The organism is Brevundimonas goettingensis, from assembly GCF_017487405.1.
Taxonomy (GTDB): domain Bacteria; phylum Pseudomonadota; class Alphaproteobacteria; order Caulobacterales; family Caulobacteraceae; genus Brevundimonas; species Brevundimonas goettingensis.
The window spans coordinates 741271-766928 of record NZ_CP062222.1 but is presented as its reverse complement, the minus strand read 5'-3'; the positions used below and the strand labels follow the sequence as shown (position 1 = coordinate 766928).

23 protein-coding genes, 2 tRNA genes and 1 pseudogene are annotated in these 25658 nt (G+C 68.6%); 9 read left to right on the top strand and 17 right to left on the bottom strand.

What is annotated here, in order from left to right; translation table 11 throughout:
- Positions 1–172: 172 nt before the first annotated feature.
- From IFJ75_RS03815 to IFJ75_RS03805, 3 genes are all read left to right on the top strand, one after another.
- Positions 173–808: a DUF938 domain-containing protein gene (locus tag IFJ75_RS03815; RefSeq protein ID WP_207871404.1), complete on the top strand. Its 636-nt coding sequence runs from the start codon at positions 173–175 to the stop codon at positions 806–808.
- A gap of 157 nt (positions 809–965) precedes the next feature.
- Positions 966–1337 carry a GlcG/HbpS family heme-binding protein gene (locus IFJ75_RS03810; protein WP_207871403.1) on the top strand — a complete coding sequence of 124 codons (372 nt, stop codon included), beginning with the start codon at positions 966–968 and terminating at the stop codon, positions 1335–1337.
- 39 nt (positions 1338–1376) lie between these two features.
- Positions 1377–2141, top strand: coding sequence for a pseudouridine synthase (locus tag IFJ75_RS03805; RefSeq protein WP_207871402.1), 765 nt, complete (start codon positions 1377–1379; stop codon positions 2139–2141).
- Positions 2142–2157: 16 nt separating this feature from the next.
- Here the strand turns inward: IFJ75_RS03805 and IFJ75_RS03800 are convergent, their stop codons facing one another.
- On the bottom strand, positions 2158–3402 hold the full coding sequence (locus IFJ75_RS03800; RefSeq protein ID WP_207871401.1) for a class I SAM-dependent RNA methyltransferase: 1245 nt from the start codon (positions 3400–3402) through the stop codon (positions 2158–2160).
- Between the two features lie 232 nt (positions 3403–3634).
- Between IFJ75_RS03800 and IFJ75_RS03795 the strand changes: the two genes are divergently transcribed.
- Entirely contained in the window at positions 3635–4318 is a 684-nt protein-coding gene (locus IFJ75_RS03795; protein ID WP_207871399.1) for a glycine zipper 2TM domain-containing protein, read from the top strand.
- A 305-nt stretch (positions 4319–4623) separates the two neighbouring features.
- On the opposite strand, the gene IFJ75_RS03790 is transcribed toward IFJ75_RS03795, so the two are convergent.
- Positions 4624–5361, bottom strand: coding sequence for a TlyA family RNA methyltransferase (locus IFJ75_RS03790; protein WP_207871397.1), 738 nt, complete (start codon positions 5359–5361; stop codon positions 4624–4626).
- 361 nt (positions 5362–5722) lie between these two features.
- Between IFJ75_RS03790 and IFJ75_RS03785 the strand changes: the two genes are divergently transcribed.
- The gene (locus IFJ75_RS03785; RefSeq protein WP_207871395.1) at positions 5723–7666 is read left to right on the top strand and encodes a CocE/NonD family hydrolase; all 1944 of its coding nucleotides are present in this window, start codon (positions 5723–5725) and stop codon (positions 7664–7666) included.
- A gap of 48 nt (positions 7667–7714) precedes the next feature.
- On the opposite strand, the gene IFJ75_RS03780 is transcribed toward IFJ75_RS03785, so the two are convergent.
- The 4 genes from IFJ75_RS03780 to IFJ75_RS03765 all read right to left on the bottom strand — a co-directional run bounded on the left by IFJ75_RS03780 (position 7715) and on the right by IFJ75_RS03765 (position 13506).
- A complete protein-coding gene (locus tag IFJ75_RS03780) occupies positions 7715–10429 on the bottom strand; it encodes a valine--tRNA ligase (RefSeq protein ID WP_207871393.1) in 2715 nt (904 codons plus the stop codon).
- A gap of 74 nt (positions 10430–10503) precedes the next feature.
- Positions 10504–11088, bottom strand: a complete 585-nt coding sequence (locus IFJ75_RS03775) for a DUF2497 domain-containing protein (RefSeq protein WP_207871391.1) — start codon at positions 11086–11088, stop codon at positions 10504–10506.
- Positions 11089–11260: 172 nt separating this feature from the next.
- The gene (locus IFJ75_RS03770; RefSeq protein WP_207871389.1) at positions 11261–12739 is read right to left on the bottom strand and encodes a TolC family outer membrane protein; all 1479 of its coding nucleotides are present in this window, start codon (positions 12737–12739) and stop codon (positions 11261–11263) included.
- 137 nt (positions 12740–12876) lie between these two features.
- Positions 12877–13506: a protein-L-isoaspartate O-methyltransferase family protein gene (locus IFJ75_RS03765; RefSeq protein ID WP_207871387.1), complete on the bottom strand. Its 630-nt coding sequence runs from the start codon at positions 13504–13506 to the stop codon at positions 12877–12879.
- A 133-nt stretch (positions 13507–13639) separates the two neighbouring features.
- Here IFJ75_RS03765 and IFJ75_RS03760 point away from each other — a divergent pair.
- A tRNA-Cys gene (locus IFJ75_RS03760) sits at positions 13640–13713 on the top strand.
- A gap of 72 nt (positions 13714–13785) precedes the next feature.
- Here the strand turns inward: IFJ75_RS03760 and IFJ75_RS03755 are convergent.
- The 3 genes from IFJ75_RS03755 to IFJ75_RS03745 form a co-directional block, all read right to left on the bottom strand.
- A complete protein-coding gene (locus tag IFJ75_RS03755; RefSeq protein WP_207871385.1) occupies positions 13786–13974 on the bottom strand; it encodes a hypothetical protein in 189 nt (62 codons plus the stop codon).
- 130 nt (positions 13975–14104) lie between these two features.
- Positions 14105–16960: a M16 family metallopeptidase gene (locus IFJ75_RS03750; protein WP_207871383.1), complete on the bottom strand. Its 2856-nt coding sequence runs from the start codon at positions 16958–16960 to the stop codon at positions 14105–14107.
- Between the two features lie 89 nt (positions 16961–17049).
- A complete protein-coding gene (locus IFJ75_RS03745; RefSeq protein ID WP_207871382.1) occupies positions 17050–17988 on the bottom strand; it encodes a LysR family transcriptional regulator in 939 nt (312 codons plus the stop codon).
- Positions 17989–18132: 144 nt separating this feature from the next.
- On the opposite strand from IFJ75_RS03745, the gene IFJ75_RS03740 reads away from it, so the two are divergent.
- Both IFJ75_RS03740 and IFJ75_RS03735 read left to right on the top strand, forming a co-directional pair.
- On the top strand, positions 18133–18831 hold the full coding sequence (locus IFJ75_RS03740; RefSeq protein ID WP_207871380.1) for a pirin family protein: 699 nt from the start codon (positions 18133–18135) through the stop codon (positions 18829–18831).
- Positions 18832–18907: 76 nt separating this feature from the next.
- Positions 18908–19300 (top strand): DoxX family protein, encoded by a 393-nt coding sequence (locus tag IFJ75_RS03735; RefSeq protein WP_207871378.1) that lies wholly within the window; start codon positions 18908–18910, stop codon positions 19298–19300.
- Between the two features lie 63 nt (positions 19301–19363).
- On the opposite strand, the gene IFJ75_RS03730 is transcribed toward IFJ75_RS03735, so the two are convergent.
- On the bottom strand, positions 19364–21013 hold the full coding sequence (locus IFJ75_RS03730) for a M28 family metallopeptidase (RefSeq protein ID WP_207871376.1): 1650 nt from the start codon (positions 21011–21013) through the stop codon (positions 19364–19366).
- A gap of 284 nt (positions 21014–21297) precedes the next feature.
- Positions 21298–22167 (bottom strand): TrmH family RNA methyltransferase, encoded by an 870-nt coding sequence (locus IFJ75_RS03725; protein ID WP_207871374.1) that lies wholly within the window; start codon positions 22165–22167, stop codon positions 21298–21300.
- A gap of 66 nt (positions 22168–22233) precedes the next feature.
- Between IFJ75_RS03725 and IFJ75_RS03720 the strand changes: the two genes are divergently transcribed.
- Positions 22234–22308, top strand: a tRNA-Asn gene (locus IFJ75_RS03720).
- 88 nt (positions 22309–22396) lie between these two features.
- Here IFJ75_RS03720 and IFJ75_RS03715 read toward each other — a convergent pair.
- The 6 genes and pseudogenes from IFJ75_RS03715 to IFJ75_RS19645 form a co-directional block, all read right to left on the bottom strand.
- Complete coding sequence (locus IFJ75_RS03715) at positions 22397–23284, bottom strand: SDR family oxidoreductase (protein WP_207871372.1); 888 nt, start codon at positions 23282–23284, stop codon at positions 22397–22399.
- A 130-nt stretch (positions 23285–23414) separates the two neighbouring features.
- A complete protein-coding gene (locus IFJ75_RS03710) occupies positions 23415–24116 on the bottom strand; it encodes a glutathione S-transferase (RefSeq protein ID WP_207871370.1) in 702 nt (233 codons plus the stop codon).
- A gap of 48 nt (positions 24117–24164) precedes the next feature.
- A complete protein-coding gene (locus IFJ75_RS03705; protein ID WP_207871368.1) occupies positions 24165–24572 on the bottom strand; it encodes a hypothetical protein in 408 nt (135 codons plus the stop codon).
- Positions 24573–24603: 31 nt separating this feature from the next.
- Positions 24604–24972, bottom strand: a complete 369-nt coding sequence (locus tag IFJ75_RS03700) for a hypothetical protein (protein WP_207871366.1) — start codon at positions 24970–24972, stop codon at positions 24604–24606.
- Between the two features lie 114 nt (positions 24973–25086).
- Complete coding sequence (locus IFJ75_RS19650) at positions 25087–25347, bottom strand: hypothetical protein (RefSeq protein ID WP_225897134.1); 261 nt, start codon at positions 25345–25347, stop codon at positions 25087–25089.
- Between the two features lie 166 nt (positions 25348–25513).
- A pseudogene (locus IFJ75_RS19645) lies at positions 25514–25633 on the bottom strand (LuxR C-terminal-related transcriptional regulator); the annotation flags it as partial.
- Between the last annotated feature and the right edge of the window lie 25 nt (positions 25634–25658).

Below are 25658 nucleotides of genomic sequence, written 5' to 3'. Positions count from 1 at the left end.
TCATTTCGAAGCGGCGCTGCTGAACCCTTGAAGTAACATGACGTGATGTTTCAGTTACAAAGACAGCCTGCGGACCCTGCGTCAACTGTGGCAAGTTTTCACCACGGCTGTCCGCTATGTCGTTCATCATAAAGTGATTTTTGACCTCGGAGATGACACCGGTATCATTCGAATGAAGACGATGGATACGCTTGAAAACCTCCCGTCGGGCGCAATTTCCTCGCCGGCGGCAAGACGCAATATCGAACCTGTCCGACAGGTCCTTGTTGCGCACTTTCCGACCCGTGGACGAGTGCTGGAGGTCGCCGCGGGGTCCGGAGAGCACGCCGTGGCCTTCGCCGAGTCGTTCCCGGGCCTCGACTGGACGCCCGCCGACCCAAGCGAGGAGGCGCGGATCAGCATCGGGGCCTGGACCGGCCTGCACGGCTCGCCGAACCTGCGCCCGCCGCTGGATCTGGACGCCGCCGACCCGGAGAGCTGGCCCGAGGGGCCGTTCGACGCCGTCCTCTGCATCAACATGGTCCACATCAGCCCCTGGGCCGCGACCGAGGGTCTGATGGCCGGCGCCGGGCGGGTTCTGGCCAACCCCGGCGGGCTGCTGGCCCTCTACGGGCCTTACCACGAGGCCGACACGCCGCTGGCCCCGTCCAACGCCGCCTTCGACGACAGCCTGAAGACCCGCAACCCCGACTGGGGCCTGCGCGACCGCGACGCCGTCGCCGCCGAGGCGAGGAAGCATGGCCTGCACCTGACGCTCAGGGTCGCCATGCCCGCCAACAACCTGATGCTCCTGTTCCGCCGCGCCTGACCCCTCCAACGACAACCAAGGAAACGACGCCCATGAAGACCGCCCTCGCCGCCCTCGCCTTCGCCGCCGCGACCTGTCCGCGCCCGCCTGGGCCCAGACGGCCGCGCCCGCCCCCGCCCCCTCCCCTCAGGCGCCTGCCTATGGCGCGCCGATCGGCATGGAGGCCGCACAGGCCCTGATCGCCCGCGCCGTGGCCGCCGCCGAGGCGCGTCACTTCCGCATGGCGGTGGCCATCGTCGAGCCCTCGGGCGAGCTGGTCGCCTTCGTGCGCATGGACGACACCCAGTACGGCTCGATCTATGTGGCCCAGAAGAAGGCCTCGACCGCCGCCCGCTACCGGCTGGCGACCTCGACGATGGAAGAGCGCACCCTGGCCGGCCGCACCGTCACCCTGGCCAACGAGGACACCCTGCCCATCGCCGGGGGCATCCCCATCGTCGTGGACGGCAAGATCGTCGGGGCCATCGGGGTCTCGGGCGCCGCCGCGTCGGAGGACAATGAGATCGCGAAGGCGGCGCTGGTTCAGTAAGCGCTTGCCCGAAGGGAGCCATGGCCTCTAGGACCGGCCATGGCTTTCACCCGCACCTATGACGGCGACGAACCGATCCGGCTGAACAAGTGGATGGGCCAGACCGGCGTCTGTTCCCGGCGCGAGGCCGACGCCCTGATCTCGCAAGGTCTGGTCTCCATCGACGGGACCGTGGTCACCGACGCGGGCCGCAAGATCGAGGCTGGCCAGACCCTGACCCTGGCGGATCAGGCGACCCAGGCCCTGGCCGCCGGCGTGACGATCCTGATCCACAAGCCCATCGGCTATGTCTCGGGCCAGCCCGAGCCCGACAAGATCCCCGCCGTACGCCTGCTGACCGAGGCCAACCGCGTCGGCGACGGCGAGGTCCCGGCGGCCGACGCCTCCCTGCCCCCGATCGGGAGGCTGGACGAGGACTCGCGCGGCCTGCTGCTGCTGTCCTCCGACGGGGTTGTGGCCAAGGCGGTGATCGGGCCCGACAGCGACCTCGACAAGGAGTACCTGGTCCGGGTCGTCGGCGACGTGACCGAGAAGAAGCTCAAGATCCTGCGGCACGGCCTGATGCTGGACGGGCGGCAGTTGCGGCCCGCCTATGTCAGCCGGATGGAGACCTTCCGGCTGAAGTTCATCCTGCGCGAAGGCCGCAATCGCCAGATCCGCCGGATGTGCGAGATGGTCGATCTGGAGGTCATCGACCTGATCCGGGTCCGCATCGGCCCGATCCGGCTGGACAACCTGCCCGAGGGCAAGTGGCGGATGGCCACCGCCGAGGAACGGGCCGCCCTGCTGGGTCAATCTGCCTAAGGCCGCCTGGGGCCGCCTAGCGCCTGAACACCCCAACCAGTTCGACGTGGGCCGACCAGAGGAACTGGTCGACGGGGGTCACCGTCTCCAGCCGGAAGCCGGCGTCGATCAGGACCCTGGCGTCGCGGGCGAAGGTGGTCGGGTTGCAGGACACGCCGACCACGACCGAAGCCTTGGTCCCGGCGATCTGCTGTGTCTGGTCGATGGCTCCGGCGCGAGGCGGGTCGAAGACGATGGCGTCGCAGCCCTTGAGGTCGAACGGCGACAGGGGGCGGCGGAACAGGTCGCGGGCCTCGGCCGTGATCTGGCGCAGGCCGGAGGTCGAGCTGACCCCCGCCTTCAGGGCCGCGATCCCGGCCGCCGAGGCGTCGGCCGCCAGCACCGGAGCGACGGTCGCCAGGGGGAAGGTGAAGCTGCCCGAGCCGCAGAACAGGTCGGCGACCTTCTTTGAGCCCTTCACGGCGGCGACGGCGCGGCTGGTCATGGCCAGTTCGGCCTCGGGCACGGCCTGAAGGAAGCCGCCCGGCGGCAGGGGCACGCTGGCCGGGCCGAACGTGATGCGGGGCTGGCGGGCCATGACCAACGTCTCGCCGGCCATGCTCAAGCGGGCCAGATCGGCCTCCCCGGCGGCGCGGATGGCCTGCATCTGGCGGTCGCGCGACAGGCCGCCCGACTTGCGCTCCACCCCGGTCACATCGACGTCGAGGCCGGCGTCGGTCCAGGTCACGTGGAGCGTCGGGGCCGACTTGGGATGTTCGAGGAAGGCCCCCGCGACCCTGGCCAGCGAGGGGAAGGCGCGGACCAGACGCGGGTCGGCGACCGGGCATTCGGCGATCTCGACCAGCCGCCAGCTCTTGCGGGCCTTGAAGCCGAGGATGACCTTGCCCTCGGGCGAGCGCCGGGCGTGCAGGGCCACCCGACGGCGCGAGGCCATGGGCACGGCGACCGTGGCCTCGATCTCGGTCTCGATGGCTTCGCGGGCCAGGGCCAGCCGAACCTGTTCGCGCTTCCACTCCAGATAGGGGCCGGTCGCCCAGTGCTGCAGGGAGCAGCCGCCGCAGTCGCCATACTGGGGCGAGACCGGCGCGATACGGTCGGGGCTCGGGGTCAGGATCTCCACGCCCTCGGCGCGGCCCTCCTTGATCGTCTCGGCGCGGATGATCTCGCCCGGCAGGGTCAGGGGCGCGAACACTAGCCCCTGCGGCGTCTGGGCGATCCCGTCGCCCTGTCCGCCGACGCGGGCGATCGTCAATGTTTCCATCAGCGGGCTTCTAGCCTCCAATACAGTCCGCGCTCAAGCACGGAGCCAAACCATGCCCTTGGCGCTCAAGCAGCGAGCCGCCGCGCGGCGAGCGATAGCGCCCCCAAAACATGAACGAAGATGAACGGCGCGCTCAAAGGCCGTTCAGCTTCGGAGTCGTAAACCTTGATGCAACAGACGCGGTGCTGATCCGTTCAGCGGCCACTTCTGCAACAGGGACCAGGGATTCACGATGTTCGCCTCCTTCTCAAAACCCGTTCTGGCCGCCGTAGCCGTCGCGACCGCCGCCGCCTCTCTGCCCGCCGCGGCCAGCGCCCAGACGTACGTCCAGGGCTATGGCGGCGCCACCTACGGTCAGCCGCAGTACGACTACGGCCAGCAACGCTACTACGACCCGTGCGACCGGGAGCGTCAGGGCCGCACCGGAGCCGGCGCCGTGATCGGCGCGGGCGCGGGCGCGGTCGTCGGCTCCCAGCTGGCCGCCCGTGGCCGCCGGACCGAGGGCTCGATCCTCGGCGGCGTCCTGGGCGCCGTCATCGGCGGCAGCGTCGGCCGCGGCTCGAGCGACCGCTGCTACGAAAACCAAGGCTATGGCCAGCCGGCGTATAGCTCGGGCTATGGCCAGCCCGTCTACCAGGGCTACGACCAGCGCGGTTATGACAACCGCAGCTACTCGCAGTCGTCGTCGGTCTATTACGACGAGAACGGCTATGGCCCCTACTCCACCGCCCCGTCTTACTCGGGCCCGTCCAGCAGCTATGGCTCCTACAACCAGGGCTATACGGACGGCCGTCAGGACGCCCGTCGGGACCGCCGGGACAGCTATGACCGTCGCGACGCCTACAGCGGCCGGGTCCAGTACAGCGCCGACGGCCTGTACTGGTACGACCCCCAATACGGCTGGCGCCCGCGCTAAGCCGAACAGAGATCGCGGCGTCGATTAGTTTCAGCCCCCCTGTCGGTCGACGACGTGACGGGAGCCCCCGGTGGAGCGATCCACCGGGGGTTTCTCATGTTTGAGGGTCGCTAACGCTCGCGACGCGGTCGCTCGCTGCTTGAGCGACGTTGCCCCTCCCCGCTCATCCCGGCGAATGCCGGGATCCAGATCCAGACACTTTGGCCGCCGCAGAGTCCGGGCCGCGCGAAACTCCGGACGCTCGACTTGAATCTGGATCCCGGCATTCGCCGGGATGAGCGGTAGGGGGGGTGAGCGCCTTCCCCCTACCGTTCCTTCTTCGCCCAGAGCAGGAACTCGACGTTGCCGTCACCGCCGGTGATGGGGCTTTTGGTGGTTTCGCGAACCGTCCAGCCTATGCCTTCCAGCCAGTCGCTGACGCCCGTGACGGCGGCGGCGTGGGCCTCGGGGTCCTTGACGACGCCCTTCTTGCCGGCGCTGGACGGCCCCGTGCCTTCGAACTGGGGTTTGACGAGGGCGATCAGGTCGGCGCCGGGCGCGGCCAGATCGAGGGCGGCGGGGAGGACCTTGGCCAGGCCGATGAAGCTGGCGTCGCAGACGACCAGTTGCGGCGCTTCGGGGATCAGGTCCGTGTCGAGGGTGCGGGCGTCGGTCTTCTCCAGATTGACCACGCGTGGGTCGTTGGCGATCCGCTCATGCATCTGACCCGAGCCGACATCGACGGCGAAGACCTTTACCGCGCCCCGCTCCAGACAGACCTCGGTGAAGCCGCCGGTCGAGGCGCCGACGTCCAGCGCCACCCTGCCCTCCACCGTGACGGGCCACAGGGTCAGGGCGTGATCCAGCTTGAGCGCGCCGCGCCCGACGAAACGGTGGGCATCCACGGCGGTGATCTCGACGTCACGATCGACCTTCTGGGAAGCGGACCTGGCAGGCTGGCCGTTGACGGTGACTCCGCCCGCTTCGATCGCCGCCCGCGCCCGCGACCGGCTCTCGGACAGGCCGCGATCGACGAGCAATTGGTCCAGTCGGTCTCTCATCATCGTCTCAACTCCAGGCCGGACGAGTCCGACGAAAAACACACTGACAGACTGCCAGAAACTGCCAAACCGGGCTCGGGAGTGGCCGGGTTCGAGGCCTGAAAAACACCGCCACACCGCCAAACACCGCCACTTCGGGCTGAGGCCGCGGACGGAATCCGCCGGGGATACATCCTAGCACGGGCGCGGGCGCGGCGGGTCGAAGGAAGTCGATGGGCAGTAGTTCAGCCGTGGCCGGATTTCCCTATGCTGATCCGAAATCCCAGTGCGCATTCGAGGGCGTGCCGGCGAGGGTGCGACAGCTTGTCCATTGCGGCGGTGCGTGGTCTTGTCCGGCGTCCAGCCCCCGAGGAGACCGTCCGCCATGTCCCGCAGCCGCCTGTCCGTCATCCTCGCCGCCCTGGCCGCGACCTTCGCCTCCGCCGCCGTGGCGCAAACGGTCCCGCCCGCGCAGGAAGACGCCCTGACCGCCTCGAAAAGCGAGATCCCGACCGCCTTCCAGCCGGGCGTCCCCGCCGACAACTATGTCCGGCGCGAGGTGATGATCCCGATGCGCGACGGAGTGAAGCTGCACACCGTCATCATCATCCCCAAGGGGCTGACCGATGCGCCGATGATCCTGGATCGCACCCCCTACAACGCCAACCGCCTGACCAACGGCACGGGCAGCACCCATGCCGAGATGCTGGTGCGTCAGGGGTATGGGACCCTGCTCCAGAACGGCTATATCCTCGTCGCCCAGGACGTACGCGGGAAATACGGCTCCGAGGGCGACTACGTCATGAACCGGCCGGTCGTCGGGCCGCTGAACGCGACCGGCGTCGACCATGCGACCGACGCCTATGACACCATCGACTGGCTGTCCAAGAATGTGCCCGAGTCCAACGGCCGGGTCGGGACCATGGGCAACTCCTACGACGGCTTCACGGTCACCCAGAGCCTGATCAACCCGCACCCGGCGCTCAAGGCCGCCGTGCCGATGATGGCCATGGTCGACGGCTGGATGGGCGACGACTGGTTCCACAACGGCGCCTTCCGCTGGCTCGGAGCCATCGACTACGCCCTGGGGCAGGAGGGCGCGCGCTCGGGCGGTCCGGCCTGGCCCGCCGCCTGTTTCGACGACTATGAGTGCGCCCTGGCGGCGGGCTCGGCGGCCCGGCTGGGCGAGGCCAAGGGCGTCCAGCAGACCGGCTTCTGGAACCAGCTGCTGCGGCACCCGTCGTACGACGCCTGGTGGCAGGCCCAGGCCGTGGACAAGATCCTGGCCGCCCAGCCGCTGAAGGTGCCGACCCTTTGGGTCAACGGCCTGTGGGATCAGGAGGATATCTACGGGACGATGGCCGCCTATCGCGCCGTCGAGCCCAAGGACGTCGGCAACGACATGAACTTCCTGGTCGCCGGCCCTTGGATGCACGGCGGCGCCTATCGCGACAGCGGCTCCAGCATCGGCCAGGTCCAGTTCGACAGCGCCACCGCCTTCTACTTCCAGCGCCATATCCTGCTGCCCTTCCTCGACGCCCATCTGAAGACCCATGGCGCCCCGGCGGACATCGCCCCCGTGACCCTGTTCGAGTCGGGCCGCAACGAATGGCGGCATCTGCAGTCCTGGCCGACCGACGTGCCGTCGCGACGCCTCTACCTGCAGGCCGGCAACGGGCTGGGCTTCAACGCCCCGGCGGAGAGCACTCAGGCCTTTGACGAATACATCTCCGACCCGGCCCATCCGGTGCCCTATATCCAGCGGCCGGTGCGCGGCGACGCCTGGCGGACCTGGCTGGCGACGGACCAGCGGCCCTACAGCGACCGCGCCGATGTGGTGACCTATGTCTCGGAGCCCCTGACCGAGCCGGTGCGCATCTCGGGCAATCCGCAGGTGCATCTGTTCGCGGCGACGAGCGGCACGGACTCCGACTGGGTGGTCAAGCTGATCGACGTCTATCCGTCGGAGTACTGGCTGCAGCCCGAGATGGGCGGCTATCAGCTCGCGGTGTCGATGGACATCTTCCGTGGCCGCTACCGCGAGAGCCTCAGCGATCCGAAGGCGATCGCGCCCAACCGGCCGCTGGAGTACAAATGGGCCCTGCCCGCGGCCAGCCACACCTTCCTGCCGGGTCACCGGATCATGGTGCAGGTCCAGTCCAGCTGGTTCCCGCTCTACGATCGAAACCCCCAGACCTTCGTGCCGAACATCATGTTCGCCAAGCCCGAGGATTATCGCCGCGCGACCCAGCGGGTCTATCACGCCGGGGCCAACGCCACCTTCATCGACCTGCCGATGGCGGTGGATCAGGCGGGCGAAGCGCACTGAGTCCCGGAGACCGGACGCCGACGGGCATCCGGTCTCCGGCCAAGACCCTCAGCCCATCGCGCCGATGCGGTCGAGGGCGGCGACCAGTTTGGCGTGGGCTTCCTCGGCCTCGGCCAGTTTGGCGCGCTGTTCGTCGATGACGGCGGGGGCCGCCTTGGCGACGAAGTTGGGGTTGCCGAGCTTCTTGTTGATGTGTTCGACGTCGGAGACCGCGGTCTTGATGGCCTTTTCCAGACGCGCCTGCTCGGCGGCCACGTCGATGGTCCCGGCCAGCGAGAGCGCCGCTGTGACGCCGCCGATGACGAAGCTGACGGCGCCCGCCGGAGCGGCCTCGGCCGTCGCGACCTCGGACACCCGGGCGAGCGTCAGGATCAACGGCTGGTGTAGCGCAATCCGGCCCGCGGTCACGCCGTCGGGGGCGACGAAGGCCAGCGGCGGCTTGGCGCCCGGCGGGACGTTCATCTCGGCGCGCAGCTGACGCACCTCGGTGACCAGATCGACCAGCCAGCCGATCTCGGCTTCGGCCTCGGCGTCAACGAAGGCGTCGGGCAGGACCGGCCATTGCGAGCCGATCAGCATCGGTTCGTCGCGGACGGGGCCTTCCTTGCCGAGTTCGTCCCACAGCTCTTCGGTGATGAAGGGCATGACGGGGTGGAGCAGCTTCAGGGTCTGGTCGAGGGTCCAGGCGGTCATGGCGCGGGTCTCGGCCTTCGCCGCCTCATCCGAGCCTTGCAGGACGGGCTTGGAAAGTTCGACGTACCAGTCGCAGAAGACGTTCCAGACGAAGCGGTACAGGGCCGAGGCGGCGTCGTCGAACCGGCCGCCCTCGATGGCCTCGGAGACCTGACGCTCGGCCTTGGTCAGCTCGCCCCGGATCCAGCGGTTGATGGTCTGGGTCACGGTCGCGGGGTCGAAGCCCTCGACACGGACGGCCTCGTTCATCTGGCTGAAGCGGGCGGCGTTCCACAGCTTGGTGCCGAAATTGCGATAGCCTTCAATGCGCTCCTTGGACAACTTGATGTCGCGCGTGCCCGACAGAATGGCCATGGTGAAGCGCAGCGGGTCGGCGCCGAGTTCGTCGATGATGACCAGGGGGTCGATGACGTTCCCCTTGGACTTCGACATCTTCTGCCCCTTCTCGTCGCGAACGAGGCCGTTGATGATGACGCGTTTGAACGGGACCTCGTCCATGAAATGCAGGCCCATCATCATCATCCGGGCGACCCAGAAGAAGATGATGTCGGCGGCCGTGACCAGGTCCGAGGTCGGGTAGAATTTCTCCAGATCCGCCGTCTTCTCCGGCCACCCCATGGTCGAGAAGGGCCACAGGGCCGAGGAGAACCAGGTGTCGAGAACGTCCTCGTCCTGGGTGATGGGCTTGTTGCCCGCCAGTTCGCGCGCCTCGGCCTCGGTCTCGGCGACATAGATCTGGCCGTCGGCGTCATACCAGGCCGGGATGCGGTGCCCCCACCAGAGCTGGCGCGAGATGCACCAGGGCTCGATGTTGCGCAGCCATTCGAAATAGATCTTGGAGTAGCTGGCGGGCTCGAAGACGGTGGCGCCGGTCTCGACGGCCTTGATGGCGGGTTGCGCGAGCGTGTGGGCGTCGACGTACCACTGGTCCGTCAGCCAGGGCTCGATGACCACGCCCGAACGGTCGCCGTGCGGGACCATGTGCTTCGTCTTCTCGATCTCCTTCAGCCAGCCCTCTTCCTCGGCGCGGGCGACGATGGCCTTGCGCGCGGCGAAGCGGTCCTGACCGGCGTATTCGGCCGGGACGTCGGGCGTGTCGACGTCGGTGATGCGGGCGAAGGCGTCGAGGATGTTGAGCGACGGCAGGCCCGCGCGCTTGCCGACCTGGAAATCGTTGAAGTCGTGGGCCGGGGTGATCTTGACCGCGCCCGAGCCCTTGGTCGGGTCGGCATACTCATCGGCGACGATGGGGATGCGGCGGCCGGTGATCGGCAGGATGACCGACTTGCCAACGATCGCGGCATAGCGTTCGTCGGTCGGGTGAACCGCGACGCCGGTGTCGCCCAGCATGGTCTCGGGCCGGGTCGTGGCGACGACGATATAGTCGCGCGTTTCGTATTCGGTCGCCTTGCCGTCCTCGTCGAAGGCGACCGGGTATTCGAAGGTCACGCCGTCAGCGAGCGGATAGGCGAAATGCCAGTAGGCGCCGTCGACCTCGCGCTGCTCGACCTCGAGGTCCGAGATGGCGGTCTGGAACTGCGGGTCCCAGTTGACCAGCCGCTTGTCGCGATAGATCAGGCCGTCCTTGTGCAGCTGGACGAAGACCTTGCGGACGGCGGCGTTCAGCCCCTCGTCCAGGGTGAAGCGTTCGCGCGACCAGTCGCAGGAGGCGCCGAGGCGGCGCAGCTGCTGGACGATGGCCCCGCCGCTCTCGGCCTTCCATTCCCAGACCTTTTCGACGAAGGCGTCGCGGCCCATGTCGCGGCGGCCGACATTGCCGGCGGCGGCGAGCTGGCGCTCGACGACCATCTGGGTGGCGATGCCGGCGTGGTCGGTGCCGGGCAGCCACAGGGCGGCCTTGCCCTTCATCCGGTGATAGCGAGTCAGGATGTCCTGCAGCGTATTGTTCAGCGCATGGCCGATGTGCAGCGACCCCGTCACGTTCGGCGGCGGGATGACGATCGAATAGGCTTCGGCGGCCCCCTCGGTGGGGGCGAAGGCGCCGGACTGTTCCCACTGGGCATAGAGGCGGGGTTCGGAGGCCTTGGGGTCGAAGGTCTTGTCGAGCATTGGTAATCCAAAAGGCGAAAGGGCGGCCCCTGCCGGAGCCGCCCCTGTGATCTAGTCGCGGGATGCGCGAAGGGCTAGCCGGCGGTGCGGGAGATTCGCTCTACCTCGGCCTTGACCGCGCGTTCGACAATGCCCGGCAGGTTGGCGTCGAGCCAGCCCTTGAGCATGGGCTTCAGCATCTCGGCGACCATGCCCTCGACGGTCGAGCCGCTGAGGAAGGTGAGGTCTCCGCTCGGGGCCGGAGCGGCGGCGCCCGGCTTCAGACTGGCGTGCAGGCCGGCGAAGGCCGAGGCGGCGCTGGCGGCAGCGCTTTCGCCGACCAGGCTGTCGTAGTCGGGCGTGGGCGCCGGGGCGGTCCAGGCGGTCGGGGCCTCGGGCTCGGGCGAGGAGACGTCCAGATCGCCGATGCTCTCGACGGCCGGGGCCTCATAGGTGTCGGTCAGTTCGAGGATGTCTTCCTCGACGGCCTCGGGCTCCTGCACCGACGGCGTCTCGTCCATCAGGGCGGCGCTCGGGAAGGGCTCGGGCTCGGGGGCCGGGGCGGGCTCGGGCGCGGCAGCCGCCGCCGTCTCGGCCGGAGCGTCGTCTTCGGAGATGATCCGGCGAATGGACGCCAGAATCTCTTCCATCGTCGGTTCCTGGGCGGTCGGGTCGGACATTCGTAAACCTCGGCGGCACTTGAAAGCGCACTTGACGGCGTGGATGGACGGCGCAGGACCTCAGGCGATCAGATCGCCCTGCCCCACGCTCCTGTCGTCGCATCAACGCCCGTTGGAATCAACGGGCGTTTTGCACCTGCACGGTAAACGCAGGCGGCCTCGCCGCCTCCGGTCACGATTGCGGCGCGGTCTTGACGATGTCGGACTGAAGCTGGGTGTCGATGGGAGCCTGGACGCCCTGCGGGGTCGGGGTGACCGGCGGGGCGGCGATGCGGTCGATCGTCTCCAGAACGCCGTCCCACGGCAGGGCGCCGCGACCGCGCACCGCGTCGGTGTTGGCGGCGGCGTCATAGGCTTCCAGCGACGGCACCAGGTTCGGGCCTTCGAGGCGGCCCATGGCGGCCAGCAGCGAGGACTGGGCGATGTAGGCGCTTGCCACGGCGCTGACCAGCTGGACCTGGGCCGAGCGCAGCTCCAGCTCCTGGTTCAGGACGTCCAGGGTGGTGCGCAGACCGACCTGGGCCTCCTGACGCACGCCCTCGGCGGCGACGGTGGCGGCTCGGACGGCTTCATTGCCGGCGGTGACGGTGGCCTTGGTCGAGACGACCCGGGCATAGGCGGAGGAGACGTCCTGCAGCACGCCGCGACGCTCGCCGTCGATGGCGATCTTGGCGGCGTTGGCGGTCTCGAGGGCCTGGGCGACGCGCGAGGCGTTCAGGCCGCCGGTGAACAGGGGCACCGAGATCTGGGCGCCGACGGTCAGGCTGGAGCGGTCGGCCAGATCGAAGTCGCTGAGGTCGCCGGAGCCGCCGTAGGAGGCGGTCAGGCCGGCCTGGGGCAGATAGGCCGAACGGGCGGCGGCGACGCGCGCCTCGGCGGCCTGCAGGGTGTAGTCGGCGGCGACGATGGACGGGTTCTCGACCAGACCGACGTCCAGCGCCTGTTCGAAGTCGGTCGGGACGCCCGGCAGCTCGGGCGGGGTCACCAGATTGGTCGGGGCCTGGCCGACGACGGCGGCATAGGCGGCGCGCGACACCGACAGCTGGGCCTGGGCGTTGGCCAGGTCGGCTTCCGAGGAGGCCAGACGCGACTCGGACTGGGCGACGTCGGTGCGGGTGATCTCGCCCACTTCGAAGCGGGCGTTGGATTCGTCGAGCTGGCGGCGCAGGACGGCCAGATTATCCTGACGGATCTGCAGGATCTGCATGTCGCGCTGGACGCCGACATAGGCCTCGATGACCGAGGCCAGGACCTGTTGCTCGACCGACCGCAGGTTCTCGCGGCCAGCCAGGACGTTGGCCTCGGCGGCGCTGACGGCGTGACCGATGCGGCCGCCGCTGTAGACGGTCTGCGACAGGCTGACTTCGAGGCTGGCGTTGTCGACGTCGGTGACGGGCGTGCCCTTGACGTCGGTGCGGGTGTAGCTGGCGCCGATGCCGACCTCGACGGTCGGGCGGTAGGAGGCGCGGGCCTGCGGAATGCTCTCGTCCAGGGCCCGCTGGTTGGCGCGCTGCGCCAGCAGGGTCGGGTTGGTCTGGTAGGCCAGGGCCAGCGCTTCCTGCAGCGTCTCGGCGGAGGCGGATCCGGCGGACACGGCCAGCCAGGACACAGAGGCGAGGGCGACCGCGATGACGGACGAACGTTTCAGCATGTCTAATTCCCGATAGGGCTCGCGGAGGAGCGCGTCCCTGGACACTTCTATTCACGCGTAGAGCGCATTCCGCCTACGCCACGCCAGTTAAGTTTTTTTCACGCGCCCGCCACCCCCGCCCGGCGGAAAAATGGACACTACAGTGCGAAAATCATCGGGGGCGACATTTCCGCCATAACCTGGGGGTTGGAATCGAACAGTTCGCGGCGCGACAGACCCTCGCGGCCACGGACATAGAGGACCGCCTTGCCGGCCGGGCCGGGGCGTTCGACGACGACCAGACGGCCGCCGACCTTGAGCGCCTTGATCCAGGCTTCCGGGCGAACCGGAGCGGCCATTTCCGAGACGATGATGTCGTATTCGCCGCCCGAGGGCTCGGTGACGGGCGCCACGACGGTGGTGACGCCGGCCTCGGCCAGGGCCTCGCCCGTGATCTCGAACACCGCCGCATCGGCTTCCTGGGCCGTGACCGTCAGGCCCAGATGGGCCAGCAGGGCCGCGGCATAGGGGCCGGCGATGGCCAGGGCCGTCTCGCCCGCGCGGGCGTCGGTCGCCTGCAGCAGCTTGGCCACGTCGCGGGCCATCATCAGCTTGCGGGTCGGGGTGATCTCGGTCTCGACCTCGGCATAGGCGGCGAAGGTCCGATCCGGGGCGCAGAAACGCTCGCGCGGCACGCTGTTCAGCGCGGCCTGCAGGCTGCGATCGGTGACGTCGTTCACCCGGACTTGCGAGTCCACCATGACCTTGCGCGCGGCGGCGTAATCCATCGGCGGCGAATCCTTGTGCGTTCAGAGAGGAAAAACTGGCGTGCTTATAGGTCCGTGCGTTGCAGCGGACAATCCGATCTGATAGCGAACGCCTCCCGATGACGACGGGGCCCCTTTTCGAGGGGCTCCCGACGGCCTGATGGCGGAGTGGTTACGCAGAGGACTGCAAATCCTTGCACCCCGGTTCGATTCCGGGTCAGGCCTCCATCGCGGGAATGAGGGGGGAGAGGCGCAAGCCCTCCCCCCTTTCTCTTTCTTACTTCAGAGCGCCGGAAGCGATCAGCGCAAACGGCGGACGAGTTTTCCGGCGAGGTGGAACACTACGGCCGCGCCGCCAAACACCAAGGCTCCGATCAGAAACGCGAACGGATTGCCGTCAAATTCCACGCCGGGAACAAAGCCCGCTGCAAAAGCGAGAAGGCAGATACAGGCCGCCAATCCGCCGACAACACTCCCCCACTTCGCCATCGCTCCAGAACCCGGCATCGGTTTGACGCGCAGTCTGAGCCTGGCGTCTGGGTCATTTGGGACAGGCGACGACATAGGTTTCCCGCTTCAAATAAGGGGGAGCGGCGCAAGCCCTCCCCCTTTCTCTTTCCTACTTCAGAGCGCTCGTATCCAGATTCAGGCTGGAGACCGGGATGACCTCGACGTTCGGGTGTTTGGCGCGCAGGGCGTCGATGAACTTTGAAGCGTCGCCGACGATGACCAGGCTGGCGTTCGAGACCGGCAGGGCGCGGGCGAAGGCGGCCTGGACCGAGGGACCGTCCACGGCGTCGACATTGCCGGTATAGGCGGCCAGATCGCTCATCGGCAGGTCGTAGAGAGCCAGATTGGCCACCAGCGAGCCCAGACCGTCCACCGTCTCCAGCTGGGAGCCGAAGGCGCCGGTCAGGATGGCGCGGCGGGTGGTCAGTTCGCTTTCGGTCGGCTGGGTCGCAGCCAGACGCTCGATCTCGGCCAGAATCAGATCCGACACCTCGACGGCCGTCTCGTTCTTGGTCTGGGCCGAGGCGGTGAACAGGCCGGGGCCCTCGCGCAGGCCCAGCGACGAGCGGGTGCCGTAGCTGAGGCCGCGCTTGATGCGGATTTCCTGATTGAGGCGCGAGGTGAAGCTGCCGCCCAGCAGGGTGTTGCCGAGCGTCAGGGGGAAGTAGTCGGCGTTGACGCGGGGCACGCCGCGCAGGGCCGCGACCACCGCCGCCTGACCGGCGCCGGGCTGGTCGATGACCACCACGCGCGGGGAAAGGGTCTGACCGGCCGGAGCGGCCGCCGCATTGACGGCCGAGGCGGTCGATGCGGCGCGCCAGTCGCCGAAGGCCGACTGGGCCAGGGCCCGCGCCGCTTCCGGGGTGATGTCGCCGCTGAACACCAGGGTGGCGTCCGACGGCTGGTAGCGGGCGGCGTGGAAGGCGACGACGTCGGCGCGGGTCAGGGCCGGAACGGTCGTGACCGTGCCGACGCCCGGCGCGCCATAGGGTGCGTCGCCATAGACTACCCGGCCCGAAACCATGGAGGCGACCTGACCCGGCGAGGCCAGCGACACCTTGAGACCATCGAGGGTCTGGGTCCGCTGCCGGTCCAGCTCCTCCTCGGCGAAGGTCGGGTTGCGGACCAGATCGGCCATCAGGGCCACGGCCTGCGGGAAGACGTCGGCCGGGGCGTTGGCGTAGACGCTGGTGAAATCGGCCCCGGCGCCGGCGCCGATCGAGGCGCCCAGCTGTTCGATCTGGGTAGCGATCTGGGGCGCGTCGCGGGTGGTGGTGCCCTGGGTCAGGAGGTTGGCGGTCATGGCCGCGACGCCCGACTTGCCGGCGCCGTCATCGGCCGAACCGGCGTCGAAGCTCAGACGAGCCGAGACCAGCGGCAGGCCCGGTTTGTTGACCACCAGAATGCGCATGCCGTTGTCCAGACGCGCCTCGGCGACCGCGGGGGTCGTGGGCGAGACGGCGGCGGTCGGCTCGGGCAGTTTCGCGCGCTCGGCCTCGGGCAGCAGGGTCAGGGCCTCACCGGCCGGGGCCAGATCGGCGATCTGGACCGGGGCGGTGACCTGGGTGTTCTGCTGCGTCACCGGATGCTGATCGTCGGCATTGAGGTAGCGGAGGGTGATGCTGCGCTCGGGCGTCAGATAGCGGCGGGCGACGCGCTGGATGTCGGCGGCGGTCACGGCCTGGATCGCCGCGATCTCCTTGTCCGCCACCGAGGCGTCATTGGTGTTGATCAGGGCGAAGCCGAGGACGTTGGCGCGGTCGTCGACCGTTTCGCGGTTCCTCAGGGCGTCGGCGACCAGTTCGTTCTTGGCCTCGGTCAGTTCGGCGGCGGTGACCGGGGCGTCGCGGAATTTCGCGACCTCGGCGTTCAGGGCGGCGATCCCCTCCTCCGGCGTATGGCCGCCGGCCATGATGGCATAGACCTGCAGATTGCCGGCCTGCTGCGAGGAATCCGGGCTGGAGCCGATCTGGGCGGCGATCTGCTGATCATAGACCAGCGAGCGGTAGAGCCTGGAGCTCTCGCCGGTCGACAGGATGCCGTCCAGCACGGTCAGGGGGATGCGGTCCTCGTCCCTGTAGGCCACGGTCGGATAAGCCACGACCACCGCCGGCAGGGGCACATTGGGGGCGTAGAAGGTGGCCTCGCGCGGGCCGGTCGGTTCGCGCTCCTTGACGTCATTGACCGGCAGGGGGCGGTCCGGATTGGTCAGGGGACCGAAATACTGGTCGATCCAGCCGTTCAGCTGGGCCTCATCGAAATTGCCCGCCACGATCAGGATGGCGTTGTCCGGACGGTAGTAGGTGGCGTGGAAGCGGCGCACATCGTCGATGGTCGCGGCGTCCAGATCCTCGATCGAGCCGATGGTCGAGCGGCGATAGGGGCTGTCCTGATAGATGGTCGCCGGGGCGAACAGGCCGAACAGGCGGCCATAGGGGCTCGAGAGGACGCTCTGGCGGTACTCTTCCTTGACGACGTCGCGCTCGGACTTGAACACATCCTCATTGACGACCAGCGAGCCCAGGCGGGTGGCCTCGGCGAAGATCAGCCGCTGCAGGTGATTGGCCGGGATGGTCTCGTGATAGGCGGTGACGTCATCGGAGGTGAAGGCGTTGTTGTTGCCGCCCACATCCTCGGTCAGGCGGTCGAAGGTCTCGTCCGGGAAGTCCTTGGTGGCCTTGAACATCAGGTGTTCGAACAGGTGGGCGAAGCCCGAGCGCTGCTGCGGATCGTCCTTCGACCCCACGCGGTACCAGACCTGGACCGTGACGTTCGACGTCGAGGTATCGCGCGCCGTATAGACGTCCAGGCCGTTGGCCAGGGTGCGTTTGGTGAAGCCCAGCGGCGGCACCTCGATCCCGGCGGTAGCGGCTGCCGGAGGCGCCGCGGGCGCGCCTTCGGCGAAGGCGGGGGCGGCGGCCAGCAGGGCGGCGGCGGACGCGGCGGCCAACAGACGGAACTTCATGCGATTTCACTTTCCGGACAGGTCTGGCTCCAGACCTAGGCCCGCGCGGGCGGCGGGGAAAGTGACCGATCTGTAATCTGGTGCGATCTCTAGCCGGGGCGTTTGCCGCCCGTGTCGCCGGGCCAGAGCGGTCCCGCGAAACGGCCGGCCAGATAGTCCATCAGGGCCGTGACCCGCGCCGGCCTCGGCCCGCCGCCGGGCGCCACCAGATGCAGGTCGATGCGCGGCAGCTCCCAGTCGGGCAGCAGGATCTCAAGCCTCCCATTCGCGATGTCGTCCCAGTGGAAGAAGTCGGGCTGTTCGGCGATGCCCAGCCCGGCCAGGAGCGAGGCGGTAAGAGCGTCGGCGTTGTTGGCGCGCAAGGGGCCGTGCGGCCGGACCATCACCTCGCGTCCGTCGGTTTTGTGGCGGAATTTCCAGGTGTTGGGCGTCGGCAGATAGGCATAGCCGAAGCACGAGTGGCGCGAGAGTTCCTCGGGATCCTGGGGTCGGCCGCGCTGCGCGATATATTCGGGCGAGGCGACCAGATGGCGCTTGATGGTGCGGAGCTTGCGCGCCGTCAGGGACGAGTCCGGCAGGGCCGCGATGCGCAGGGCGCAGTCGAAGCCGCCGCCGACCAGATCGACCACCTCGTCCGACAGATGCAGGTCGATGGAGACGTCGGGGTGGCGGGCCAGGAACTCCGGCAGGGCCGGCGCCACATAGGAGATGCCGAACGACATCGGCGCGGCCAGCCGCACCAGACCGCGCGGGTTCATCGACTGGTCCAGCGCCTGGGCCTCGGCGGCCTCGCCCTCGGCGACCATCTGGGCGGCGCGGGCGGCCAGCCCCCTGCCCTGTTCGGTCAGGGCGAAGCGACGCGAGGTCCGGTGCAGCAGGGTCGTGCCCAGACGCACCTCCAGCCGGCTGACGGCCTTGGACACCGTCGCCTTGGACAGGTTCAGCGCCTCGGCCGCGCCCGAGAAGGACTGGGTCTCGGCGACCTTGGCGAAGATGGCGAGAGCTTCGAGATCGGGCAGTTTCGACATGACGATCGGGCTTCTGGCGGAAACGATGTGTTTCAGTTGTTTCTATTTCTGATCGTTAGCGGATCGCTATCTTGCCCTCAAGCCAGAGCGGCGGCGCGCGCGGCGGGGATGTCCCCGCCCCCGCCGGACCGCGGAGACGAGACGATGATCGAGCGCAGACCTTTTGAATCCCTGGGCGGCGCCAACCACGGTTGGCTGAACGCCAAGCACCACTTCTCCTTCGCCAACTACTACGACCCCAAGCGGATGAGCTGGGGCAGCCTGCGGGTCTGGAACGACGACGAGATCGCCGCCGGCTCGGGCTTCCCGCCCCACCCGCACGCCGACATGGAGATCATCACCTATGTCCGCGACGGGGCCATCACCCATGAGGACAGCCTGGGCAACAAGGGCCGCACGGTCGCCGGCGACGTTCAGGTCATGAGCGCGGGCACCGGCATCCGCCACGCCGAATACAACGCCGAGCCGGAGCTGACCCGGATCTTCCAGATCTGGATCGAGCCGACCCGTCGTGGAGAAAAGCCCGCCTGGGGCGCGAAACCCTTCCCGAAGGGCGACCGCGCCGGTCAGTTCGTGGTCCTGGCCTCGGGCTTCGAGGATGACACGGATGCCCTGCCGATCCGCAGCGACGCCCGGGTCGTGGGCGCCACGCTGAAGGCGGGCGAGACGGCGACCTATCCGCTGGGCGCCGCCCGCCGCGGCTATCTCGTCCCCGCCATCGGCGAGGTCGAGGTCAATGGCGTCAAGCTGAACGCCCGTGACGGGGTGGCGATCACCGACGAGGACACCTTGACCGTGACAGCGCTCAAGGATGCTGAGATTGTCCTGGTTGACGCCGCCTGATAACTGGAACTAACACTGTTTCAATAAGACCCGGCGATCTCCGGCCGCCGGGCCTCTCTTCAGAGAAAGAAAGACAATGGCTTCCTTCAACACCGCACCCTGGGCGCCGCGCGCCCTCGCCGCCCTCCGCATCGTCGCGGGCCTGCTGTTCCTCGCCCACGGCGTGGTCAAGCTGTTCGGCTTCCCGGAAGGCGCCCAGCCTGGTCAGGTCGAACTGGCCAGCCTGTTCGGCGTCGGCGCCGTTCTGGAACTGGTCGGCGGCGCCCTGCTGATCCTGGGCCTGTTCACCCGCCCGGTCGCCTTCGTCCTGGCCGGCGAGATGGCCGTCGCCTACTGGATGTTCCACTTCCCCTCGAGCCCGTATCCGGCCGTGAACGGCGGCGACGCGGCCATCCTGTTCTGTTTCATCTTCCTGTACCTGGCCTGCGCCGGTGCGGGCGCCTGGAGCCTGGACGGCCGCCGCAAGTAAGCGCCTGAACGGCGTCAGACAGTCAAACGGCCCGGAGTTCGCTCCGGGCCGTTTTCGTGCGCGCTATTTCCGAGACGCCGCGCTGGCTTCGCGGACGCCCTCGAACTCATTGCCCGGCGTCCATTTCGGCCAGTCGGTCCCGATCGCCAGATCGCGGCCGACCTCATAGAGCAGCTGGACGTCGGCGGCGGCCCCGGTCATGTCCCAGCCCGGCTCCCAGGCGTCGGTCGGCTGGTGATAGCGGTCGCGGACATAGATGCGGCTGGCCTCGGACGCGCCGGTAAAGCCCGCCGCGGCGAACAGGGCCGGCACCCCCATCTTGGCCAGGGGGAAGTGGTCCGAGCGGTAGAAGGCCCCGACTTGCGGCGCCGGATCGGCGATCAGGGTCCGCCCCTCCTTCGCCGCGTCCCGCGCCAGCCGGTCCTGCAGATCGGTCTTGCCATAGCCGATGACCACGATCTCGGGCGACGGCCCGCCGGGCAGCAGCGAGTCCATATTGATGTTGGCGACCGTGGTCTCCAGCGGGACCAGCGGGTGGGCGGCATAGTAGTAGGCCCCCAGCAGACCCGCCTCCTCGGCCGCCCAGGAGACGAAGATCTGGGAGCGTTCGGTGCGCGGGGCGGCGGCGAACAGCCGGGCCAGCTCCAGCACGCCAGCGACGCCCGAGGCGTTGTCCACCGCGCCGTTATAGATGTCGTCGCCCTGGGCGTTGGGCGTGGCGTGACCGTAGGCGTCCCAGTGGGCGCCGAACATCACCGTCTCGTTGGGTCGGGTCGTGCCGGTCAGCTTGCCGGCGACGTTGCGGGTCGTCAGCCGCTCGTACTTGAGGCCGAAGTCCATCGACATCGTCACCCCGTTCAGGGCGACCGGATGGAAGTCCGCCGTCTGGGCCTGGGCCTTCAGCGTCGCATAGTCGAGACCGGCGGCGGCCATCAGCTTCGCGGCGATCGGCTGCTGGATCCAGCCCTGGGCCTGGACCCGCTCGGCCTCGACATTGTCGCGCACGATGTCGAAGCCGGCGGCGGTGGAGGAGTTCTGCAGGGTGGTCCAGGGATAGCCCGCGCCGGCGGTCTCATGGATGACCAGGACGCCCGCCGCCCCGCGCCGCGCCGCCTCCTCGAACTTGTAGACCCAGCGGCCGTAGTAGGTCATGCCCTTGCCGTCGAACTTGCCCGCCAAGGGGCTGTCGGCGGCGACCTCGAAGTCCGGGTCGTTGACCAGCATCAGCACGATCTTGCCGCGCACATCGACGCCCTTGAAGTCGTCCCAGCCGCGCTCGGGCGCCGTGACCCCATAGCCGACGAAGACCACCGGTACGTCCGTCAGGCTGATCCGCGAGACCGGGCGGTGGCTGCCGACGATGACGTCGGTCCCACGGTTGAAGGTCAGGGCCTCGCCGCCCGCGTTCGCCGAGAGGATCGCCGGGCCGTCCTGCAGGAAGCGGTTGATCGGCACGGTCTGGAACCAGGTCCCGTTGTCGCCCGCGGGCTCCAGCCCCATCGCCTTGAACTGGTCGGCGACATAGTTCACCGCAGCCTCTTCGCCGGGCGTCGTCGGGCCGCGCCCGCCCATGGCGTCGTCGGCGAGGGCCGCGATATGGGCGTTCAGCCGCGCCGGGTCGATGTGTTGGGCGTCTTGCGCGCTCGCCATGGAGGCGGCGGCCGCCAGCAGCAGGGCGAGGCCGGAAACGGCGGTCGATTTACGGAGGGGCATGGGGCGAACTCGCGACAGGTCGGGGACGGGCGAACCCTGCCCCCCGAGGGCCGTCGTGTCGACCTCTAACGCCCTGAAACGACTAGACCGGCGCCGTCATCCAGCCGATGGCGCCGGCGGTGCTGACCGCGAAGACCACCACGCCCAGAGCCGTCGCGATGCGGCCGTTGCGGGTGACGAAATCCAGAATGCTGCCCATGACAATCTCCCCGCGCGCATGGCGACACGGAAAGCGCGGTTCGGCAAGGTCAACAAAGCGTTAACGCCCTGATTTCGCGCGATTGTCACCGGATCGGCGCAATTGCTTCGCCCCCGATCCCGCGCGGGGAGAATTCGCCATCGGTTCGCAGTCCCGAGGCGCGTGTCAGCTGATGCAGGGCGATGGCCGAGGTCGCGGCCACGTTCAGGGAATCGAAGTCCCCGGCCATGGCGATCCCGACCGGGCGGCATCGGTCGATGATCCCCTGCGGCAGACCCGGCCCCTCCGACCCCAGCAGCAGGGCCCGCCGTCCGCCGGGTCGCAGCGCCGCCAGCGGCTCGGTCGCCGAGGGGGTTAGGGCGATGACCTCGAACCGCGCCGCCTTCAGGGTCTCGACCAGGTCCGCCAGCGGCAAGGGACGCGGGCAAGGCACGCGCAGCACCGCCCCGACCGAGACCCGGATCGACTTGCGATAGAAGGGATCGCCGCAGCGGTCGTCCAGCAGCACGGCCCCGGCCCCGAAGGCGGCGGCATTGCGGAAGATCCCGCCGATATTGTCGTGATTGCCGATCCCCTCGGCCGCGACCACCACCGCGTCCTCGCCCAGCCGGTCCAGCACGGCGGACGCCTCCTCCGGCTCGGGCTTCTCCCCGAGCGCCAGTATGCCCCGGTGCAGGGGAAAGCCCGCGACCGAATCGAGCACCGCCTGGCCGACCGAATAGACCGGCATGTCGGCGGGCGCGGCGGCGATAATGGGCTCCAGGGCCGCGATTCGCTTATCGGCGATCAGCATCGAGCGTGGCCGGCATAGGCCCGCGGACGAGACCAGATTCCTGAGCACCACCTCCCCTTCGGCGATGAACAGCCCTTCCCGCCCCGTCAGATCGCGCTCCCTGATGTCGCGATAGGCGGCGATCCGGGGATCGTCCGCGGCGTCGATGGAAATGATGCGCATGGCCCCACATTAGCCGTTGCAAGACGCGCGAAGCCACTGCTATACGCCCGCCTCCCGAGCAGATGTTCCGCAGTAGCTCAGTGGTAGAGCAGCCGACTGTTAATCGGCTGGTCGTAGGTTCGAATCCTACCTGCGGAGCCATCTCGGGCCTTCAGCGTCCCGCCCGGACGCCTTCCCTCGCAGAAGTATCCGATCTCAAGGTGCCCCTCCGACGCCCGCCCCTCCGACGTCAGGCCGGCTGGCGATTGCCGCCCGTGGCCGCGAAGATCTGGCCTGTCGAATAGCTGAGCGTCGGATCGGCGGCGGCGACATAAAGGCCGGCGATCTCTGCGGGCTGGCCGGGCCGTCCGAAGGGGCTCGACGCGCCGAAATTCCTGAGCTTCTCCGGCGTGGCGCCGCCGCTGACCTGCAGCGGTGTCCAGAACGGCCCGGGGGCCACGGCATTCACCCGGATGCCCCGCGGCGCCAACTGGGTCGCCAGCCCCTTGGTGAAGTTGAGCACCGCCGCCCGGGTCATGGCGTAGTCCATGATGTCCTCGGACGGGTCGCCCGCCTGTTCGGAAGCGGTGTTCACGATCACCGCCCCCTCCCCCATGATTTCCAGCGCGGCTTTCGACAGCCAGAAGGGCGCATAGACATTGGTCTTGAAGGTCGCGTCGAAATCCTCGGCGCTGATGTCGGCGATGGAGGGCCGCGTCTGCTGGCGCGCGGCGTTGTTGACCAGGATGTCGAGCCCGCCGAGCGCCCCGGCCGCTTCGGAGACCAGCCGGCGACAGAAGGCCTCGTCGCGCAGGTCGCCCGGGATCGACACGCCCTTGCGACCCTCGGCGGTGATCAGGTCGATGACCTCGCGCGCGTCTGGCTCTTCCTCGGGCAGATGGTTGATGACGACATCGGCGCCTTCGCGCGCGAAGGCGATGGCCGCGGCGCGTCCGATGCCGCTGTCGCCGCCGGTGATCAGGGCGCGCTTGCCCGCGAGACGGCCCGAGCCCCGGTAGCTGGTTTCGCCGTGGTCCGGCCGCGGCTCCATCTTCGAGGCCAGGCCGGGCCAGGGCTGTTTCTGGTCCGGGAACGGCGGGGTCGGATAACGGGGCGTGGGGTTGGACGCGTCGGCCATGGGATCACTCCGGTCTGGTCCGCTTCAACCGCCCCCCGCCGTGGGGGTTCCACCCATCGCCCAAACCGCCCCAGAACCGCCCCGGAGCCGCGCCTCAACCCGCCCCACGTCACTGCGCGAGACCAAGAAGTCAGGCCTTCAGCACCTTCCTCAGCGACGCCTCGATCTGGCCTCCGCTCCAGGTGTCGCCATAGTCCCGGCGCGCCTGTTCCGCGACCGCGACCAACGGCGGAAGGCCCGAAACCCGCTCGGCCAGGGCCGCCGTCCGGGGCGCGCTCTTTTTCAGAATCTCTCCGATCTGCGGAAAGCGATCGGCGATCGTGGTCCACAGGGTCGCGGTCACGATGTCGGCCAGGCCCGGCGCATCCCCGCCCAGAAGGAGACCGGACTCGGCCTTCAGGCCATGGCGACGGCCGATCTCCTCCCAGAACGACATCCACTTCGTCAGGCGCGGCTCGAACTCCGTCCAGCGATCGGGGGTCCACATCGATTTGCCGCCGTCGCGGGTGAGCTCGTCGATGACGTCGTTGGCGTCGCACACGACCTTCAGCGCCAGGGCGCGCCCGGCCGGATCTTCCGGCAGAAGAGCGAGGCTTTCGCCGAGGTAGAGCAGAATGGCCGGCATCTGGGAGACGGCGAAACCGCTCTGCTCATCGACGAGAACCGGCGGCCCCATGAAAGGGACCGGCATCGCCTTGACCGGGCCCTCCATCAACCTGCCGATCTGCTCGTCGCCCGCTTCCGCCCATGTCTTGCCGGCCCAGGCCAGGACGGCGCGAACAAACTGGCCCCGAAATGGCGCGGACCAGTAGTAGAGGGTGTAGTCGGTCATGGGCGCTCCTGAACACACCTCCCACCAACGTCGCCGCGGGTCCGGAGTTCAGGGTCGCGCCGCCTTGCCCCCTCGCCAGACGACGCCGCAGGCCAGGGCCGCGAAGACCCCCAGGTTCCAGACATAGTAGGCCGAGATATAGGCCCACTGTTCCAGGGTCCGGTCGCGCGCGAAGACGAAGTGGGTGCACAGGATCAGGAACTGGAAGCCCGCCGCCGCGCTGGTCCAGCCGCGCCGCGAATACAGGGCGGCGTAGAGCAGGAAGAGAAAGACCGCGACGTCGAGGCCGATGGCCATCCACGGCGGGTCGACCTTGTTGAAGGGCGTCAGGGCCGAGCCGATCCAGGCCGCGGCCAAGACGGCGACGGCAGTCCGCTCCCACCGTTCCCCACGCAGCAGCGCGGCCAGGCCGACCACGGCGAAGACGACGAGCGTGAACAGATAGATCGGCGACACGGCGATTCCCCCCGCCGTGTCCTACCTCCGATCAGGCGGTTTCCTCAACCAGCGATAGCCGAGGGAACATCCTCAGGCCGCGCGGCCCGGGGATGTCGTCCTTGTCCAGTCCGCCCAGCTTGATGCCCCGGAAGGCGGTGCGGTCCTGCACCTCGGCCAGGGCCTGATGCAGATCGACCATGGCGCGCTGGGACTCGATCTGGGCGGCCATGGCCCGGGACAGGGCGTCAAACACCGGCTGGCCGACGGTCGGCGACAGGCCGGCCTCGCGGCGCGACCGGGTCAGGGTCTCGGCCAGACGGCCCAGACGGGCGATGGACTGATCCTGACCGGTCTCGGCCTGGGTCAGGGCCATGTGCAGGCGAGCGGCGATGCTCGCGGCCTTTGCAGCGCGTTTCATTGGGACTTCCGGAGATGGGCCGGGGCCTTCAGCCGCCGTAGCGGAACTTCTGAAGAAGGAAGGCGAAGCTTTCCGCCCCTGCGAGGCTGAGAAGGATCAGCGCCGCCGCGGCGGCTACGCCGAAGACGACGAGGATGCGTCCGAGGAGTTCGTTTCCGTGAAGGACGGATTGAAGTCCTGATCGAGCAAGGCCGTCGCCAGATAGAAGAGCTCGGCCATCACCCCTTCGGGCGTCAGGAAGGGCGCCTGCTTGCGCGTGCCCTCCACCAGATGCCCGACCATCAAACGTTTGTCCGGCGTATTGGCCATTCCCATGAGAATGGCTTCCACCCCGTTCCAGCTGACGGCCGGCACCAGATCCTGTTTCGCGGTCATGATAATCCTCGTTCGCCCTCTCAAGGGACGCCGAAGACGGCCATTGGGCCATTGGGATCGGATCGGATTGGGAATCGGTCCCAACCGTCTCCCAGGCCGCCAGACGCAGGGCCGCGTCGATGCGGTTCCCGGCCTGAAGCTTGCGGACCGCGTTCTCGCAATGCCGATCCACCGTGCCCGGCTTGATGCCCAGTTCGCGCGCGATCTGTTTGGAGTTCAGGTGCGCATGAACGAGGCGCAGGCATTCGCGCTCGCGTTCCGTCAGCTTGTCCTGGGTTCCTGACATGGCCCTGCACTCGCGGCTTTTCCGC

Bases quoted from the DNA above. Each gene is read 5' to 3' on its own strand.
- IFJ75_RS03710 (WP_207871370.1), bottom strand. From the start codon at position 24,116: ATGACCGACTACACCCTCTACTACTGGTCCGCGCCATTTCGGGGCCAG.
- IFJ75_RS03810 (WP_207871403.1), top strand. From the start codon at position 966: ATGGAGGCCGCACAGGCCCTGATCGCCCGCGCCGTGGCCGCCGCCGAG.
- IFJ75_RS03715 (WP_207871372.1), bottom strand. From the start codon at position 23,284: ATGGCCGACGCGTCCAACCCCACGCCCCGTTATCCGACCCCGCCGTTC.
- IFJ75_RS03700 (WP_207871366.1), bottom strand. From the start codon at position 24,972: ATGAAACGCGCTGCAAAGGCCGCGAGCATCGCCGCTCGCCTGCACATG.
- IFJ75_RS03765 (WP_207871387.1), bottom strand. From the start codon at position 13,506: ATGGATTACGCCGCCGCGCGCAAGGTCATGGTGGACTCGCAAGTCCGG.
- IFJ75_RS03815 (WP_207871404.1), top strand. From the start codon at position 173: ATGAAGACGATGGATACGCTTGAAAACCTCCCGTCGGGCGCAATTTCC.
- IFJ75_RS03775 (WP_207871391.1), bottom strand. From the start codon at position 11,088: ATGTCCGACCCGACCGCCCAGGAACCGACGATGGAAGAGATTCTGGCG.
- IFJ75_RS03735 (WP_207871378.1), top strand. From the start codon at position 18,908: ATGGCTTCCTTCAACACCGCACCCTGGGCGCCGCGCGCCCTCGCCGCC.
- IFJ75_RS03750 (WP_207871383.1), bottom strand. From the start codon at position 16,960: ATGAAGTTCCGTCTGTTGGCCGCCGCGTCCGCCGCCGCCCTGCTGGCC.
- IFJ75_RS03795 (WP_207871399.1), top strand. From the start codon at position 3,635: ATGTTCGCCTCCTTCTCAAAACCCGTTCTGGCCGCCGTAGCCGTCGCG.
- IFJ75_RS03725 (WP_207871374.1), bottom strand. From the start codon at position 22,167: ATGCGCATCATTTCCATCGACGCCGCGGACGATCCCCGGATCGCCGCC.
- IFJ75_RS03740 (WP_207871380.1), top strand. From the start codon at position 18,133: ATGATCGAGCGCAGACCTTTTGAATCCCTGGGCGGCGCCAACCACGGT.
- IFJ75_RS03755 (WP_207871385.1), bottom strand. From the start codon at position 13,974: ATGGCGAAGTGGGGGAGTGTTGTCGGCGGATTGGCGGCCTGTATCTGC.
- IFJ75_RS03805 (WP_207871402.1), top strand. From the start codon at position 1,377: ATGGCTTTCACCCGCACCTATGACGGCGACGAACCGATCCGGCTGAAC.
- IFJ75_RS03790 (WP_207871397.1), bottom strand. From the start codon at position 5,361: ATGATGAGAGACCGACTGGACCAATTGCTCGTCGATCGCGGCCTGTCC.
- IFJ75_RS03730 (WP_207871376.1), bottom strand. From the start codon at position 21,013: ATGCCCCTCCGTAAATCGACCGCCGTTTCCGGCCTCGCCCTGCTGCTG.
- IFJ75_RS03785 (WP_207871395.1), top strand. From the start codon at position 5,723: ATGTCCCGCAGCCGCCTGTCCGTCATCCTCGCCGCCCTGGCCGCGACC.
- IFJ75_RS03780 (WP_207871393.1), bottom strand. From the start codon at position 10,429: ATGCTCGACAAGACCTTCGACCCCAAGGCCTCCGAACCCCGCCTCTAT.
- IFJ75_RS03770 (WP_207871389.1), bottom strand. From the start codon at position 12,739: ATGCTGAAACGTTCGTCCGTCATCGCGGTCGCCCTCGCCTCTGTGTCC.
- IFJ75_RS03800 (WP_207871401.1), bottom strand. From the start codon at position 3,402: ATGGAAACATTGACGATCGCCCGCGTCGGCGGACAGGGCGACGGGATC.
- IFJ75_RS03745 (WP_207871382.1), bottom strand. From the start codon at position 17,988: ATGTCGAAACTGCCCGATCTCGAAGCTCTCGCCATCTTCGCCAAGGTC.
- IFJ75_RS19650 (WP_225897134.1), bottom strand. From the start codon at position 25,347: ATGACCGCGAAACAGGATCTGGTGCCGGCCGTCAGCTGGAACGGGGTG.